The organism is Pseudoalteromonas sp. SCSIO_11900 (assembly GCF_000576475.1).
In the GTDB taxonomy this organism is placed as follows: domain Bacteria; phylum Pseudomonadota; class Gammaproteobacteria; order Enterobacterales; family Alteromonadaceae; genus Pseudoalteromonas; species Pseudoalteromonas tetraodonis.
Genome location: NZ_KK070023.1, coordinates 689,995 through 706,380 on the forward strand (window position 1 = coordinate 689,995; position 16,386 = coordinate 706,380).

Sequence of the window (16,386 nt, forward strand, 5' to 3'; positions counted from 1 at the left end):
TATTGATGATTTTTAATACTATTGATTTTTAATCTATTGATGCCATATCTATACCTTAATCATCAATAAGAATCTACTATGCCTACAGACAAGCCTGCTTCAGATAAAGCCGCCTTTAGCGCTTTATTCCCTATATTCAATTTTATTAAGCCTTATAAATGGGTGGTTTTAGGGGCTCTAGTTGCATTACTTGCCACCGCAGGAGTTAACTTATCGCTAGGGCAAGGCGTTAAATTTGTGATTGATCATGGCTTTATTGCCGGCTCGCAAGCGCAGTTACAACAAGCTGTTTTGGTATTAATTGGTTTGATCAGTTTATTGGCAGTGGGTACATTCAGCCGATTTTATTTAATGTCGTGGATTGGCGAGCGAGTCAGTAACGACATTCGAAAAGCTGTATTCAATCGTATTGTTACCTTGCATCCGAGTTACTTTGAAGAAAATCGCAGCGGCGAGCTGATGTCGCGTTTAACCACCGACACCACATTACTACAATCTATTATTGGCTCGTCATTTTCTATGGCACTGCGAAGCGCGCTAATGTTAGTCGGTGGCTTAATTATGCTGCTTGTTACTAATTTAAAGCTTACCTTGGTCGTTGTGGCCTGCGTCCCTTTAGTACTGGTGCCTATGTTGGTTTTTGGAAAAAAAGTACGCAAACTAGCAAGCTCCAGCCAAGATGCTATTGCCGATATAAGCACCTACGCGGGTGAGATCATTCAAAACATAAAAGTGGTACAAAGTTATAGCCACGAACAACAAGAACAATCTGCTTTTGCGCTTGAAACCGAAAAGGCCTTTAATGTGGCTAAAAGCCGAATTAAACAACGTTCGTTTTTAATTGCAGCTGTTATTTTTCTTACCTTTAGTGCTATTAGTGCCATGCTCTGGGTAGGCGGTAGTGATGTGTTAGCAGGCACTATGACGGGCGGTGAACTCGGCGCGTTTGTGTTCTATGCCATTATGGTGGCCATGTCGGTAGCGACCGTTGCAGAGGTTTATGGTGAACTACAGCGCGCCGCAGGAGCCGCAGCAAGATTGCTTGAACTGCTCGCCGTTGAAAGTAAAATACAAAACCCCGAAATTCCACAAGATGATGAGTTACATGCAACAACCAGCAACAGTGCAATTTCACTTGAAGGTATTAGTTTTAATTACCCTTCTCGCCCAGATGTAAGCGCATTAAATAATATCAGCTTAAATATTGAAACAGGTAAAACTGTGGCTATTGTTGGCCCTTCCGGTGCGGGTAAAACTACCTTATTTGAACTATTGCAGCGCTTTTACGATCCAGCCAGTGGAGCGATTAAGTTTCATAATATAGATATTAAACAGTTGTCGTTAAACACCTTACGCAACAAAATGGGCATGGTGGCACAAAACCCGATTTTATTTAGCTCTGATGTCATGCATAACATTCGCTATGGCAACCCAAGCGCCAGTGACGAGCAAGTTTATGCGGCCGCTAAACATGCCCATGCCGATGAATTTATAAAACAGTTACCACAAGGCTATAACAGCTTCTTAGGTGAGCAAGGTGTTAGGCTTTCGGGTGGACAAAAGCAGCGTATTGTACTTGCCCGCGCCATTTTAAAAGACCCAGAAATACTGCTACTCGATGAAGCTACCAGCGCACTTGATGCACAAAGTGAGCATCATGTTCAGGCCGCACTTGAGCACTTAATGCAAAATAGAACAACGCTGATTATTGCCCATAGACTAGCCACGGTAAAACACGCCGACATGATTGTGGTGATGGAAAATGGCGAAATAAAAGCCACAGGCACTCATCAGCAATTAATGGCAAGTAACCCTTTGTATCAAAAGTTATGTGAATTACAGTTTAATCTAGATTGATTGCAATTTAGTCGCTACTTTTTATCAAGCCATTTATTCATTGCGGTATCGTAAGCCTCAGTTAGCTTGGTTTTATCGCACTTTGCACCTGCAATATAACTATCTGGCAAGTCATTTTTTGGCATAACTCCAGCACCAACGGATACCTTTTTAAAACAGCTATCACCTCGTCGATAAGTGGTAAATTGCATATTTTTCTGCTCTATTTTTAAAAGCGGCTTCACCTTCCCTGCATGCTCTTTTGGGACGGTAATGCGCTTTTTCTGAGGGTTATTCTTTGCAGTATCCGAATAGCCAGTTTGTTGCTGTAAAATACTATTGAGCCCTTTTTTCAGGTCGATCTTTTTATAAGACGTTGCGGTTACAGGGTGAGTATTTATGGAGGTGGTACTTACCGGCTCAGTCGTCTTCTGTGTTTTTTTATTAGTCGCATTCAGTGGTTTTGATTGGGTTGCATTAACAGGCTCAGTTGGGGTTATTTCTGTATTAACATTTTTATTAGCGCTTTGCTGAGTGGCTTGTTGTGTTACTTTATTTTTGGCAGGCACATTCACCATATACGCTTTAATTGGCGTTAATTGCGGCTGTTTAATTTTAGGGGCTTTTAAGGTAGTTAAAAAAAACAAAACTAACCCATGTAAACATACCGATAAAATAATTGCTGTACGCCACTTTGTCATAAACATGTCCCTATGAAGAACTTCTTATGACAACTAACTTATTTAAAAGTGCCCTTTAAATAAGTACACAAACCGCGCGCAAACGCGGTTTGTAACTACAAAAGCTAACCTTGAGTGTTTGGTACAATTTGAATTTCTACTCGGCGATTTTGCGCACGACCATTCGCTGTGTCGTTAGTCGCTATTGGGCGTGATTCGCCATAGCCACTCGTGCTTACTCGTGCAGCCATAATTTGTTGGTTTACCAAGTAATTTTTTACGCTTTGTGCACGCTGCTCTGAAAGAGTCATGTTGTAACTGTCTTTGCCCGTGCTGTCGGTGTGGCCTTCAACACTTAAGTAGGTTTTTTCGTATTTATTCATTACACTTGCTATCGCATTTAGAGTGTCATGAAAGCCCGATGAAATATAAGATTGATCAGTCGCAAACGTAATATTAGAGGGCATCACCAAGCGTAAGTTATCGCCTTCACGAACCACTTCAACTCCCGAACCCGCTAACTCATCACGAAAAGCAGCTTCTTGTTTATCCATGTAATCACCTACAGCAGCACCCGCTAGCGCACCAATAGCTGCACCAATAAAAATACGTTTATCTTTGTGGTTACCTGTAGCTTTACCTAAAATACCACCCGCGGCTGCACCTATAGCAGCACCTTTACCTGTGTTATTCATTTCACAGCCAGAAAGTAATACAGCAACGACAGTGACACTTAAAAGTGATTTAGTTAACGTCATGGTGATTTCCTATTCATTTAGAATTTATTCTTGCGATTATGCAAATATATGTATGAACCAACAATGAAGAATAACGTATAAGCGTTGATATTGCCTATCAAATAAGGAAGTAGTGATAGCGTTTCATAATAATGTCATACTTGTTTGTGACAATTTTACGATTTATCAAAAGGCGATTGCCACTATGTTAATTGCGATTTTTAGACAGTTCTTTTTGCTTGGCTGCATGAGCTTTGGCGGCCCTGCCGCGCATTTAGGTTACTTTAAGCACCACTTTGTTGATTCGCTTCGCTGGTTAAGTACAGCGCGTTACGCGCAGCTAATTAGCTTAAGTCAAGCTCTGCCAGGCCCTGGGTCAAGTCAGGTTAGCTTTGCTATTGGCATAGAACGTGCGGGTGTACTCGGTGGTATCGCTGCGTTTATAGGCTTTACCCTGCCTTCTTTTTTGATTATGACTCTGCTTGCTATTAGTGCTCACCAATTTAACGCCGTTTATTTCGCAGTTATTACTGGGTTAAAACTCTTTGCCGTAGTAATTGTTGCTGATGCGACCCTTAGTATGGCCAAAAGCTTTTGCAGTAACCTGCTCCTTAAGCTCATTGCAATCATGAGTACTCTAGCCCTTATGCTAATGCCGATGCTAGGTACACAAATTATTATTTTACTTATTGCGGCCGCAATCGGCGCTATCTGGCCACTCTTGCAATTAAGTGATTTATCACAACAAATTAACAGTAATCAGGGGAGAGTTAACTGGGTTGCACTTGGCTTGTTTGCGCTGCTGCTTGGGGTTAGCTTTATTCCAATAGGGCAAGAATTTGCATTATTTGCGCCTTTTTACCAAGCAGGCGCCATGGTATTTGGTGGCGGGCATGTTGTGTTGCCAGTACTTCAAGCGGGTGTGCCTACGTTAAGTGATGATCAATTTTTAACGGCTTACGCCAGTGCTCAGGCTATACCTGGACCGATGTTTACTATAGCGACCTACTTGGGGGCACAATTGAACTCTGCACAACCATTAGTGGGTGCGCTAATCGCAACATTATTGATATTTTTACCCGGTTTTTTACTGATGTTGGCATTTCAAAAAAGCTGGATAAACTTGGCCAGTAACCCTCGCTTTGCCAGCTCAATTGCAGCGCTTAATGCTGCTGTAGTTGGTTTTTTGGCTGCTGCATTATATTCACCCATTTGGACTTCAGCCGTAAGCAATGTTTGGCATATTGCATTAGTGATTGCTGCATTTGCATGGCTACGTATGAAAAAGCCACCTATTTGGTGGCTATTATTATTGTTTATTGGTGTTGGCCTTGGACAGCATTATTGGGCACTTTAATGCTGGGCTTACCCGCCATATTCGCCCCGTCAGCTGGGCTTAATTGCCCACTGACACTTTGATAAGCGCGCAGCCCAAACACAGGTAATACGGCCAGTAAATGGTCCATAATTTCAGCTTGTAAGTGCTCGTACGATATCCAACGTTTGTCTTCACTGAAGCAGTAAAATTCAATCGGTAAGCCATGATTAAGCGGTTGTAGTTCACGCACCATAAGTGTGAGCGAGGTATTGATTTTACTGTGTTGTTTTAAGTAACCCTCTGCATAGCGACGAAATAGCCCTAAGTTCGACACCGGATCGGGAAGTGTGCCTAGTCGAATATATTCTTGCAGTGGTATAGCCGCTTCTATTTGCGCTTTAAAATCGTCATCAACTAAAAAGATGCTGTTCATATCAATGTTTAAAGAACGTTTAATACGTCGCCCACCAGATTCTTGCATACCGCGCCAATTTTTAAACGAACCGGCCACCAGCATATAAGTGGGTATAGTCGTTATGGTATTGTCCCAATTACGCACTTTTACGGTATTAAGTCCTAAATCAATTACTTCGCCATCGGCGCCGTAGTTATCTACTTGGATCCAGTCCCCATAGGTCACTAAACGATTAGCGGCAATTTGAATGCTGGCGACAAAACCTAATATGGTGTCTTTAAATACCAATAACGTTACTGCCGCTATGGCACCAAAACCAGAGAGAATATAAGTCGGCGATTTTTCAAGCACAATACTAACAATTAATATTGAACACACAATAAAGGTGATTAGCTTCACTACTTGAATTAGCCCTTGAATAGGCACTTCGCGGGCAAAGTCTAGTTGGTTATAAATAGCGCCAGCAATGCTCACTATGCTGCTAATAATAAAACCTATATAAATAATTAATAATGCTTGGCCAATGGTTTTAAGGATCTCTTGAGCAATTGCATTAACCGGATAAACACTATCAAATGTGGCTAAAAAAAGTACACAACATAACAAGCAAGCAATTCGTTTATTCAGCTTAGTTAACATAGGTGTCAATGAACCAATACGCTCAGGAGAGAGTTTAGTCACCACCTTTTGAATACCCGGTAACATTAAGCGACGAGTAAATAAGTAAACAAATAATAATGAAAGAATGCCAATTGATGAGGCGGTGATGGCACTGAGAAAAAAAGCATCGGGGACTTTTTCAAACCAAGGAGTAATTAGCTCCTGTAGGTGTGTTTTGCTCATGGTATTTCAATTTCCTTACTGGGTGTTAATTCAGTACTAGCTTGCTGAATATGAATAGCGCTTAATTGCTTATCTTTTACTGTCCATAAGTTATTTAAGTATTGCTGAAATTGGGCCCTGAATGCCTTATCGGTTTGGTAACTGCCAATCATCTGTGTATTTATTGGCATAACCTCAATAGTAATATGAATAGACTCCAACTCGCCTTTTAAAATATTACGACACACATGATCTGACTGACCGCTATACACTAAACTGGTGTTAAGCATAGCGTCAAACTGCTCGTTTAAAACCTCTAAGGCAAAAGCAGTTCCACCAGCCTTAGGCTTTAATAAATGCTGAAAAGGGCTTTGTTGATGCAGGTGCTTTTGCGCAGTAAAACGCGTACCTTCTACAAAGTTAACTATGGTTGTAGGATGATGACGAAAGTTACGGCAACTGCGCTTAGTACGCTCGACATCTAAGCCTTTTAAATTCGGATTTTTAGCCAATTGCGCTTTGGTCACTCGTTTCATAAAGGGCATACCCATCGCCCACGCACCAGTGCCAATAAATGGCACGTATTTAAGCTCATCTTTTAAAAAAAACTTAGGGGCTGGTAATGCATTTAACGAGCTTAATACCGCAATATCAAGCCAGCTAATATGATTACTGATTAGCAAATACCAACTGTTGGCATTCACCTCCCCACTAATATTAACTTTAATATCATTACAGCCTAGCCACAGCCCTAAGCGGTTACCTTTGCACCACCCTTTATACGCACTGTGTAATAATTTACTCACTACAGGTATGGGCAGCACTAATTTAACTAACCCTAGGGTAAGCACTAATGCGCCAAATATTATTAAATTAGCAAATAAAACACAGCCAACAATTAAGCCATTTAACCAATTAGGTAACCATTTTTTTAGCATAACTGTCAGCTCATTTTGTTATTTTTGTTTGAGATTAACCAACGTCTGGTTTTTTTCTTCCCACACGCGATTTAATTCACTTTGAAAGCGTACTCTAAAGTCAGGATCATTAGTGTAATCACCAATTAAGTCGTCACTAACGCCTTTTACTTCAACATGTACATCAATGTGTTTTACTTTACCGGCTGCAAAATCCATAAAGGTAGGAATGCCCTCAGGGTAATGAATAGTGACATTTACCACTTTAGAAATTTGCTCACCCATGGCTTGCATTACAAACGCCACACCACCCGCTTTCGGTTTAAGTAAGTGAGTAAACGGGCTATTTTGACGCGCATGCTTTTGCGCTGTAAACCGCGTCCCTTCAACAAAGTTAACCACACTGACTGGCATTTCTTTAAATTTTTCACAGGCTTTACGAGTGGTTTCTAAATCTTTACCACGCAACTTGGGGTTCTTTTTTAATTGGCTTTTACTAGTGCGGGTCATAAAAGGAAAGTCGAGTGCCCACCAACACAAACCTAAAACAGGCACGTAAATTAACTCTTTTTTCAAAAAGAAGTTTAAAAAAGGTATTTTTCGGTTAAACACCCGCTGTAACACTAAAATATCCACCCAGCTTTGGTGGTTAGCAATGACTAAGTACCAATCTTTTAATTTAAGCTCTTCAAGGCCAATAACATTAAGTTTTGTTGGCGTTAATAACGTTTGATTTAACGTGTTGAAGGTCACCCAAATAGAGGCACATTGCTTGGCCGTCCAGCTCATTAATTTTTGAAGTGGTTTGATTGGGATTAACTTAACGATGCCACAAATAAAAATAGGCACAAACCAAAAAAGAGTGTTTATTGTATAAAAGAAAATACTAAATACACTGCGAATAACTGACATTACTTCTATTCCTTTAAATATCGCGCAGCCACTAGGACCGCGCTTAACTATGCAACTAAATTAATCTTCAAAATAGGTGTAGCCCTCAAGCCCTGCATTGAGCTCGGCTAGATACCCTTCTTTACAGTGTTCTGATACATCAAGTTTATTAATTTGAGTGGCAAAGTTATCAGCTAATAACTCGCTATCATAATCAACAAATTTTAATACATCCTTAACGCTGTCACCTTTAATGGCATTGGTTAATACATATCCTTGCTCATTAAGCTCAACATGGACTGAGTCGGTATCACCAAATAGGTTATGTAAGTCACCTAAAATCTCTTGGTATGCCCCCACCATAAACATGGCAATATGATACTGCTGACCTTGTGTATATTCAGGGATAGGTAAACTTGTTTCAATACCTGCACCTTCAACGTACTCACGTATTTGCCCGTCAGAATCACAAGTAATGTCTTGGATAATCGCGCGCTGAGTAAGCGGCTGCGTTAGGTTTTCGATGGGCATAACCGGAAATAACTGCTGAATACCCCATACATCAGGTAATGACTGAAACAATGAAAAATTCACAAACAGTTTATCGGCTAGTTTTTCGTTTAAATCATCCAGCACTTCGCGGTGAGCTCTTGCATTAGAGCTTAATGAAGCACGAACACGATGTAAAATAGTAAAGTAAAGCTGCTCTATTTTCGCCCACTCTAGCATGCTCACTAAACCATGCACGTATTGATCGTGTGCTTCGCTAAATAAGTGCATAGCGTCATGATATATTTCAAGTGCCATACGTGGGTTCAAACGTTGTAAGCATTGCCACATTTCATCTAGCACTAATGCGCTGTTTTCCAATGGCGGTTTTGGGTTTAAATGATTCGGTGCTTTTTCTACATCAATGACATCGGTGATCAACACTGCATGATGAGCCGTTAATGCACGGCCAGATTCTGTAATAATCGCAGGATGCGTTAAGTTATGCTGATCGCACACATCGGCAAATGCATTCACTACATTACGTGCGTATTCTTCGACTGTGTAGTTCATTGAGCAGGCACTACGTGAGCCTGAGCCTTCGTAGTCAACGCCAAGCCCGCCACCCACATCAACCGTATTTAGCGGTACACCGTATTGAGTTAATTCAGCAAAATGGCGAGCACATTCGCGCAAGGCACGATGAATATCACGAATATTGGCGATTTGAGAACCAATATGAAAATGCACCATTTGCATTAAATGCAACTTGTTATGTTGCTTAAGTACTTCCACTGCACTAAGTACTTGCCCTGCGGTTAAACCAAACTTACCTTTTTCACCACCGGTATTTTGCCATTTACCTTTACCAACCGAATTTAAGCGAATGCGAATACCAATAGCAGGCTCAATACCTAAATTATCAATTTCTTCAAGCAATGTGGTTAGCTCAGAGAGTTTTTCGACCACAATTTTAACGTTGTGCCCCATTGCTTGACCAATACAGGCTAAACGTAAAAACTCACTGTCTTTGTAGCCGTTGCATACAATTGTAATAGGCTCTTTCGCCACCCCTAAAATGGCCATTAGTTCAGGCTTAGAACCGGCTTCAAGCCCCACTAAGCCACTTGGGTGAGCTAATAACTTACTCACAACAGAGCGCTGCTGGTTTACTTTAATAGGATAAACACAGGTGTATTTGCCGTTATATTCTCGGTTAGTGCGCGCTTGAGTAAAGGCATTGGTGAGCGTATCGACACGATTTTTTAAAATATCAGTAAAGCGCACCAGTACGGGCAATGTTAACCCTTGTTGCTTAAATTGCTCAGTAAGCTGACTTAAAGAAATGGCAGGTTTTGTTTGGTCGCCATCAGGATAGGCTATCAACTCACCTTGTGCGTTAATATCAAAATAACCATCGCTCCAATGAGCAACATTGTATGTAGCACGTGCTGTTTCTAAACCCCAAGTCATGGCAACTCTTCTTTATTAAATTAGGTGTAAAGGGGCATTTTAATACGTCACTATCTGCTAAGCTAACAAAAATTGAACTTTCCCCTCTTTATAGCTAACTTTATTCGCTAAAGAGAGTAAAATTTGATTGAGCAATAGGCCAAGCACTGGCAGAATTGCCTCCTTTTTTTCATACTCAACCAAAAGTGTAACAACAACTATGGCAAATTTAGATCAAAGTAAGTGGTTTACTGAAATTAGCGACCGCGATGGCAGCGCATTTTCATTACGTATTAACAAAAAGTTAGATGAAAAACAGTCTCCTTTTCAAAAAGTAGAAATGTTTGAAACCACAGACTTTGGTAATTTAATGATCATTGATGGTTGTACTATGGTAAGCAGCCGTGAAAACTTTTTTTACCACGAAATGATCAGCCACCCAGCATTACTGGCGCATCCAAACCCAAAAAACGTCGTTATTATTGGTGGCGGCGATTGCGGTACATTACGTGAAGTGCTCAAGCACCCAAGTGTAGAAACTGTTTCACAAATCGATATTGACGAAGTGGTTACCCAAATGTCGTTAAAGTACTTTCCTGAGTTATGTGAATCAAATAACGACCCACGTGCTACTGTGATGTTTGACGATGGCATTAAATACATGCGCGAAGCAGCTGGTGAGTCTATTGATGTAGTGATTGTTGATGGTACTGATCCGGTAGGCCCAGGTGAAGGTTTATTTAACCATGCGTTTTATACTAGCTGTTTAAACGCACTTCGCCCTGGTGGAATACTGGTACAACAAAGTGAATCGCCATTAATGCATATGCCACTGTTGGTTGAAATGCGCGAAGCTATGCTAAATGTTGGTTTTAACGATTTACAAACACTCCCATTCCCACAACCTATTTACCCAAGTGGGTTATGGTCAGTGACGCTAGCTCGTAAATCTGAGGTATTTAATGGCTTTAGAGAAGACGGCGCAGCAATAATTGCACAGCATAGTGAATACTACAATGGCGGCATTCATCACGGTGCACTCGCAACACCTAATTACATGAAACGCGCTTTTGATAAAAAATAATAAGTTATAAATACAAAACAGGGCTCGCTAGAGCCCTTTTTTATGTGTTTAGTTAACCTCAGATCTGCATAAGAATTAAAGCCGAGTCACTTTTATACTCGGCTTTTTAGCCTGAAAAGTATAGGCAATTAATCCAGCCATTAAATTAACCATAAATGAGATGCCGCTGCGGTGCCTTGTGTGGTCTATTTGAGCCATATTTTTCAGCTGGTCGAACACTGTTTCAATGATGAAACGCGTTGATAACATCGCTCTATCCCAAGATGATATTGGCTGACGTTTCATATTACGTCGTTGACCTGTAATAAAATCAATGCCTTGCTCAGCAAGTTCCGCTTTTAGGTTTGCAGATATATAACCTTTATCAGCGTATAGACTACCTGTGACCTTATCGACCATATCTAACCAGCTGTCTATCATCAACATTCCCAGCTGTCACTTTTACAGCTAATAAACCCCCTTCATCATTCATGATGAGATGAAGTTTAAAGCCATAAAACCAGCCCATTGTTCCTTTGCCTCGTTTGGCTTCTCCCGCGAAAACGTGGTGGCGAGGAATACGCATGTTGCGACACACCTTGAGAGAAGTAGAATCGATAAATGCAATGCCTGTTGGTTTATCAAAGCGCTGCTTCAGATAGCTACACAGAGCAGGTAACGTGGCCTGAAGTAACTTCAACATACGTGTGTAACTGACTAAATCAAGAAAATAATGTCGCCAATACTGACAAACAAAAATCATCGACATCTACGTAAATTGCATCTAAGTTATTCATGCCCTTGCCTCGGTAATCTTATGTTTCTTAGTCGAAAGATCTGATCACCGCAAGGGCATTTAGTTCTATTTCTTATGTGCAGCTCAGGTTAATTACATTGAATACGTTTGCAGTCATCTCGTAATAACCCCACCTTCACTTTATGCTCATAGTCTACAATTTGACATAAAGGACACACAATGAGATTACCTTTACTGCTAGTTGCTTTACTTTCAAGCAGCGCTTTTGCAAAAGAAGTCATGCTGGAATCGCCTGATCAAAAAATTAAAATCATCATATCTGATCAATCTTCATCTCCTTACTATTCTATTAGCTTTAATGGTAAACCTGTTATTGCGCAGTCACATTTAGGTTTTAGATTTAAAAGCCAAGCGCCATTTGATGAAGGTTTTGTTATTAGTGAAGTAACCCACTCACAGACAGATAGCCAATGGCAACAGCCTTGGGGTGAGCGCCAAACCGTTGTCGACAAGCACAATGAAATTGCCGTTACCTTTAATAAACCCGCCCCCCACGGTGGCACATACACAGTGCGATTTAAAGCCTTTGATAGCGGTGTGGGATTTCGCTATGAAGTCCCTAAACAAGCCGATTTTGAAAAAACAGAAATTACTAAAGAGCTGACCGAGTTTGCCATCGCCGGTGCCGATAAAGCCACCGCATGGTGGATACCTGCTCGCGGTTGGAATCGTTACGAATATGTCTACAACACCACAGCCTTACAAGATGCTGCACTCGCTCACACCCCTTTTACCTTTAAAAATGGTAACGGTGTACATGTCAGCATTCATGAAGCAGCCCTAGTCGATTATGCGGGTATGGTACTTAATCAACGTCGCCCAGGCACTTTTAGCGCCGATTTAACGCCATGGTCAGATGGTATAGCAGTCAAAAAGCACGGTGCATTTAATACGCCTTGGCGCACCATTCAAATTGGCGAACATGCGGTAGACTTAGTTAATTCAGATATTATTTTAAATCTAAATGAGCCAAATAAGCTCGGTGATGTGTCCTGGGTTAAACCAGGCAAATACGTAGGTATTTGGTGGGGCATGCACATCAATGAGAATACTTGGGGTAGTGGCGAAAAACACGGTGCTACCACAAAAAATACTAAATACTACATGGACTTTGCCGCAAAATACGGCTTTGATGGTGTATTAGTGGAAGGTTGGAACACCGGTTGGGATGGCGACTGGTTTTTTAATGGCGATGTATTTAGTTTTACCCAACCATATGATGACTTTGATATTGAGGAGCTTACCCGCTACGGTAAGCAAAAAGGGGTGCAGTTAATTGGCCACCATGAAACCTCAGGTAACGTAACAAATTATCGTAATCAAATGGAAGACGCTTTTGCGCTTTACGAGCAATCAAATGTAAGCCAAATTAAAACCGGTTATGTGGCCGATGGTGGCAATATTAAACGCATTGATGAAAATGGCATTGCCCGTTTTGAGTGGCATGACGGCCAATTTATGGTTAATGAGTACTTATACAACGTTAAGCTAGCTGCAAAACATAAAATAAGTATTAATACTCATGAGCCAATAAAAGACACCGGCCTTCGCCGTACTTACCCTAATTGGATTGCTCGTGAAGGTGCTCGCGGCCAAGAATTTAACGCATGGGGCACGCCACCCAATCCACCTGAGCACATTCCAATGCTTGCTTTTACGCGTATGCTTGCAGGCCCAATGGACTTTACGCCAGGTATTTTTGACATGAGTTTTAATGGCTTAGGTGGCGATACAAATCGCCCGCAAACAACGCTGGCAAAGCAATTAGCACTTTATGTCGTAATGTACAGCCCAATTCAAATGGCGGCTGATTTACCTAAAAATTATTTAGCTAAGCCCGATGCTTTTCAATTTATTCAAGACGTACCGACCGATTGGCAACAAAGTATTGCGCTTGATGGGGAAGTAGGCGACTTTATTGTATTTGCACGTAAAGAACGTAAACGCGATCAGTACACCGGTAATGACTGGTACTTAGGCGCTGTAACTGATGAAAACGCCCGCACCATTGAGGTTAAACTCGACTTCTTAGATAAAGATAAACAGTTTGAAGCGCAAATCTACAAAGATGGTGTTAAGGCAGAGTGGAAGAACAACCCTTACGATTTAAAAATAGAAAAACGCACTGTTACCGCAAATGATAAACTCACACTAAAATTAGCCACCAGTGGTGGTACAGCCATTCGTTTTAAAGCACTATAAAATGGTTAAAGCTATCCGCATATAACGGCGGATAGCTTTATTTAGTTTTGATTAACCACTTTAACCGGTAAATATATTTGCGCACTTAAACCACCTTCAGGGCGATTAGAGAGCACAACCTTGCCATTATGCATGTCTATAATGCGTTTAATAATAGCTAAGCCTAAACCACTGCCTTCACTGCCTCGTGCAGCGTCACCTTGCTTGAATGGTTCGAACACTGATTCTAATTCACTCTCAGGAATACCTAGGCCATTATCGTTAACCGCAATAATGACGTACTTTTTATTGCTATTAAAATAACTTTGCACCTCAATATCCCCTTGCGAGTAACGCAGTGCATTTTCAATCATATTCGTCACTACTCGCTTAATAGCCACTGAGCTTATGGGAATATTACCTAGGTTAGGATTGCTTTCAAACGTAATAACACGTTGATGCTTTAATTCACTTTGTACGACTTCGGCTACTAACGCATTGATATCTTCATAGCTCTGTTCTTCACAATTATGATGGCGTAAATATTCAATAAACTGATCAATAATGCCATTCATATCTTCAATGTCGTAAATAATACCTTCGCGTAAATAATCATCTTCATCAACCATCATTTCTGTGGCTAACCTAATACGGGTAAGCGGTGTGCGTAAGTCGTGAGAGACACCGGCCATGAGTAATCGACGATCATTTTCAAGGGCTGCAATACCTCGCGACATTTGGTTAAAAGCCCGCGTTACCTCAATAACTTCACTTGAGCCTTGTTCTTGTAACTTAGTACTAAAATCACCAACACCTACTTTTATTGCCGCTTGTTGCAGTGCTTTTAATGGTCGGTTCAAATGCCTTGCAAATAACCACCCGCCTAAGACACTTAAGAAGCCTATACTGGATAAGTAAAAAGTTAGAAATTCAAGATTACTTTCTTTAAATCCGGTTAAGGGAACTTTAACCCAATAGCCCGGTGCTTGCGGGGCTTCCACCCAATAAATAAGTGGTTCGGTTTGACTAATGCGTACCCGAGAAAACCCATTCAACTGCTCTGACATACTTCGCGATAGCCCTGAATACTCACGACTTTGTCCTAAGCCATTGCGCATCGCTTCACGCTGAGTCATCACCTCAATACCGGTTATTTCAAAAAACTTTTCTGAAACTTCATCGGTTACTTCAACACCATCTTCCCAGTCAATAAATACAGTTTTAATTTGCTTAGCGAGCATCAAATTAACTTGCTCAATGGTGGGTTTAACAACATATAAACTTACTGTGACGTAGGATACAATTTGGTTAATCAGCAACAAAGCTGCCACTAAAAAAACAGTTTGCCCAAACGCACTACGTGGAAACATCCCCATAATTATTACTTTTCACCATCAGGAACAAACACATAACCTAATCCCCATACAGTTTGAATATAACGCGGGTTAGCCGCATCCACTTCTATCATATGGCGAAGGCGTGACACTTGCACATCAATACTACGCTCTAGCGCACTGTAATCACGACCTCTTGCCAAGTTCATTAATTTATCACGACTTAACGGCTCTCGAGGGTGAGATACCAACGCTTTTAATACGGCAAATTCACCACTTGTGAGCGATACGGTATTATCCCCTTCGCTCATTTCTCGTGTGGCTAAATTTAAGGTAAATTTACCAAACTTGATTAAATTCTCTTCTACTGAGGGCGCCCCTGGCACTTCTTTTGATTGGCGACGTAAAATTGCTTTTATGCGGGCAAGTAACTCACGTGGATTAAACGGTTTAGGAATATAATCGTCAGCACCGAGCTCCAAACCAATAATGCGGTCTACTTCATCACCTTTAGCGGTCAACATCACAATTGGGATTTGGTTTTCTTTTTGACGTAACCGTCTGCAAATAGAGAGCCCGTCTTCTCCGGGCAGCATTAAATCAAGCACCATTAAGTGAAAGTTTTCACGCTCAATAAGCCTATCCATTTGCTGTGAATCGGCGGCTGTTCTAACAATAAATCCTTGCTCTACTAAATAGCGCTCAAGCAAACTGCGCAAACGTTTATCGTCATCAACCACTAATACTTTTACTGTCTCTTGTCCCATAATCTGTTGCTTATTTTTATAATTTATTAATAGTTAATATAAATGAAAAACTTAATAATAAAAAACTAATTAAGTGCTTAGATTGTTACTGAACATTTCAAACCCATTGGTGGCTATTTTATCTCGACAAGCTGCCTTTATTTTAATACCGTGCCACACATGAAACTTAAACAAGAATACGGCGTGAAAACAAACTTAATTACTCGCGAAGGTTATTTACAACTTCAGCAAGAACATGACCATCTTTGGAATGTAAAACGCCCAGAAGTCACTAAAATTGTGAGTTGGGCTGCAAGCCTTGGTGATCGCTCTGAAAATGCAGACTATCAGTATAACAAGCGTCTATTACGCCAAATAGACCGCCGAGTGCGCTATCTACGTAAGCGCATCCCCGATTTAAAAATTGTTGATTACTCACCCGTGCAAGACGGCAAAGTTTTTTTTGGTGCTTGGGTTGAAATAGAAAACGAGGCTGGGGAGTGTAAGAAGTTTAGAATTGTCGGTCCCGATGAAATTTATGATCGCAACGATTACATTTCTATTGACTCACCGATGGCGCGAGCACTATTAAAAAAACAAGTAGACGATGATTTTGAGGTCATGACCCCTCAAGGTGCTAAGCAATGGTATGTAAATAGTATTTCCTACCAAAAATAAAACGGCTTAG

At 40.9% G+C, this 16,386-nt stretch carries 13 protein-coding genes and 1 pseudogene; 5 read left to right on the top strand and 9 right to left on the bottom strand.

The genetic code is table 11. The features are described 5' to 3' along the window. The first annotated feature begins 78 nt into the window (after positions 1–78). On the top strand, positions 79–1,857 hold the full coding sequence (locus tag BG00_RS03220) for an ABC transporter transmembrane domain-containing protein (protein WP_036980486.1): 1,779 nt from the start codon (positions 79–81) through the stop codon (positions 1,855–1,857). A 14-nt stretch (positions 1,858–1,871) separates the two neighbouring features. Here BG00_RS03220 and BG00_RS03225 read toward each other — a convergent pair whose 3' ends face one another. Together BG00_RS03225 and BG00_RS03230 are read right to left on the bottom strand one after the other, a co-directional pair. Then, positions 1,872–2,537, bottom strand: a complete 666-nt coding sequence (locus BG00_RS03225; RefSeq protein WP_036980488.1) for a hypothetical protein — start codon at positions 2,535–2,537, stop codon at positions 1,872–1,874. 104 nt (positions 2,538–2,641) lie between these two features. Then, entirely contained in the window at positions 2,642–3,274 is a 633-nt protein-coding gene (locus BG00_RS03230) for a YiaD family glycine zipper/OmpA-like lipoprotein (RefSeq protein WP_013466091.1), read from the bottom strand. A gap of 184 nt (positions 3,275–3,458) precedes the next feature. Here BG00_RS03230 and chrA point away from each other — a divergent pair, with 184 nt between their 5' ends. Then, positions 3,459–4,610 (top strand): chromate efflux transporter, encoded by a 1,152-nt coding sequence (chrA, locus tag BG00_RS03235; protein ID WP_036980490.1) that lies wholly within the window; start codon positions 3,459–3,461, stop codon positions 4,608–4,610. Here the strand turns inward: chrA and BG00_RS03240 are convergent. From BG00_RS03240 to speA, 4 genes are read right to left on the bottom strand one after another with little or no spacing between them, the layout of a single operon-like run. Next, entirely contained in the window at positions 4,570–5,829 is a 1,260-nt protein-coding gene (locus BG00_RS03240; RefSeq protein WP_036980491.1) for a mechanosensitive ion channel family protein, read from the bottom strand. The two genes, chrA and BG00_RS03240, sit on opposite strands and share 41 nt — an antisense overlap. After that, positions 5,826–6,746 (bottom strand): acetyltransferase, encoded by a 921-nt coding sequence (locus BG00_RS03245; RefSeq protein WP_036980492.1) that lies wholly within the window; start codon positions 6,744–6,746, stop codon positions 5,826–5,828. Before BG00_RS03245 ends, BG00_RS03240 begins: the two co-directional genes overlap by 4 nt. Before the next feature lie 18 nt (positions 6,747–6,764). Beyond that, positions 6,765–7,637: an acyltransferase gene (locus BG00_RS03250; RefSeq protein WP_036980493.1), complete on the bottom strand. Its 873-nt coding sequence runs from the start codon at positions 7,635–7,637 to the stop codon at positions 6,765–6,767. Positions 7,638–7,697: 60 nt separating this feature from the next. Further along, on the bottom strand, positions 7,698–9,578 hold the full coding sequence (gene speA, locus BG00_RS03255) for a biosynthetic arginine decarboxylase (RefSeq protein WP_036980494.1): 1,881 nt from the start codon (positions 9,576–9,578) through the stop codon (positions 7,698–7,700). A gap of 199 nt (positions 9,579–9,777) precedes the next feature. Between speA and speE the strand changes: the two genes are divergently transcribed. Further along, on the top strand, positions 9,778–10,641 hold the full coding sequence (gene speE, locus BG00_RS03260; RefSeq protein ID WP_036980495.1) for a polyamine aminopropyltransferase: 864 nt from the start codon (positions 9,778–9,780) through the stop codon (positions 10,639–10,641). A 75-nt stretch (positions 10,642–10,716) separates the two neighbouring features. On the opposite strand, the pseudogene BG00_RS18525 reads toward speE, so the two are convergent. Next, positions 10,717–11,377 (bottom strand): annotated as a pseudogene (locus BG00_RS18525) (IS982 family transposase); the annotation flags it as partial. 219 nt (positions 11,378–11,596) lie between these two features. On the opposite strand from BG00_RS18525, the gene BG00_RS03270 reads away from it, so the two are divergent. After that, the gene (locus tag BG00_RS03270) at positions 11,597–13,639 is read left to right on the top strand and encodes a glycoside hydrolase family 97 protein (protein ID WP_036980496.1); all 2,043 of its coding nucleotides are present in this window, start codon (positions 11,597–11,599) and stop codon (positions 13,637–13,639) included. 41 nt (positions 13,640–13,680) lie between these two features. On the opposite strand, the gene envZ is transcribed toward BG00_RS03270, so the two are convergent. Beyond that, complete coding sequence (gene envZ, locus BG00_RS03275) at positions 13,681–14,994, bottom strand: two-component system sensor histidine kinase EnvZ (RefSeq protein WP_036980497.1); 1,314 nt, start codon at positions 14,992–14,994, stop codon at positions 13,681–13,683. Between the two features lie 5 nt (positions 14,995–14,999). After that, positions 15,000–15,719 carry an osmolarity response regulator transcription factor OmpR gene (gene ompR / locus BG00_RS03280; protein ID WP_036980498.1) on the bottom strand — a complete coding sequence of 240 codons (720 nt, stop codon included), beginning with the start codon at positions 15,717–15,719 and terminating at the stop codon, positions 15,000–15,002. 183 nt (positions 15,720–15,902) lie between these two features. Here ompR and greB point away from each other — a divergent pair, with 183 nt between their 5' ends. Next, the gene (gene greB, locus BG00_RS03285) at positions 15,903–16,376 is read left to right on the top strand and encodes a transcription elongation factor GreB (protein WP_036983331.1); all 474 of its coding nucleotides are present in this window, start codon (positions 15,903–15,905) and stop codon (positions 16,374–16,376) included. Positions 16,377–16,386 lie beyond the last annotated feature (10 nt).

What these genes read in the sequence shown, in the direction of transcription:
- BG00_RS03220 (WP_036980486.1), top strand. Translation starts at nt 79, where the DNA reads ATGCCTACAGACAAGCCTGCTTCAGATAAAGCCGCCTTTAGCGCTTTA.
- BG00_RS03225 (WP_036980488.1), bottom strand. Translation starts at nt 2,537, where the DNA reads ATGACAAAGTGGCGTACAGCAATTATTTTATCGGTATGTTTACATGGG.
- BG00_RS03230 (WP_013466091.1), bottom strand. Translation starts at nt 3,274, where the DNA reads ATGACGTTAACTAAATCACTTTTAAGTGTCACTGTCGTTGCTGTATTA.
- chrA (WP_036980490.1), top strand. Translation starts at nt 3,459, where the DNA reads ATGTTAATTGCGATTTTTAGACAGTTCTTTTTGCTTGGCTGCATGAGC.
- BG00_RS03240 (WP_036980491.1), bottom strand. Translation starts at nt 5,829, where the DNA reads ATGAGCAAAACACACCTACAGGAGCTAATTACTCCTTGGTTTGAAAAA.
- BG00_RS03245 (WP_036980492.1), bottom strand. Translation starts at nt 6,746, where the DNA reads ATGCTAAAAAAATGGTTACCTAATTGGTTAAATGGCTTAATTGTTGGC.
- BG00_RS03250 (WP_036980493.1), bottom strand. Translation starts at nt 7,637, where the DNA reads ATGTCAGTTATTCGCAGTGTATTTAGTATTTTCTTTTATACAATAAAC.
- speA (WP_036980494.1), bottom strand. Translation starts at nt 9,578, where the DNA reads ATGACTTGGGGTTTAGAAACAGCACGTGCTACATACAATGTTGCTCAT.
- speE (WP_036980495.1), top strand. Translation starts at nt 9,778, where the DNA reads ATGGCAAATTTAGATCAAAGTAAGTGGTTTACTGAAATTAGCGACCGC.
- BG00_RS03270 (WP_036980496.1), top strand. Translation starts at nt 11,597, where the DNA reads ATGAGATTACCTTTACTGCTAGTTGCTTTACTTTCAAGCAGCGCTTTT.
- envZ (WP_036980497.1), bottom strand. Translation starts at nt 14,994, where the DNA reads ATGGGGATGTTTCCACGTAGTGCGTTTGGGCAAACTGTTTTTTTAGTG.
- ompR (WP_036980498.1), bottom strand. Translation starts at nt 15,719, where the DNA reads ATGGGACAAGAGACAGTAAAAGTATTAGTGGTTGATGACGATAAACGT.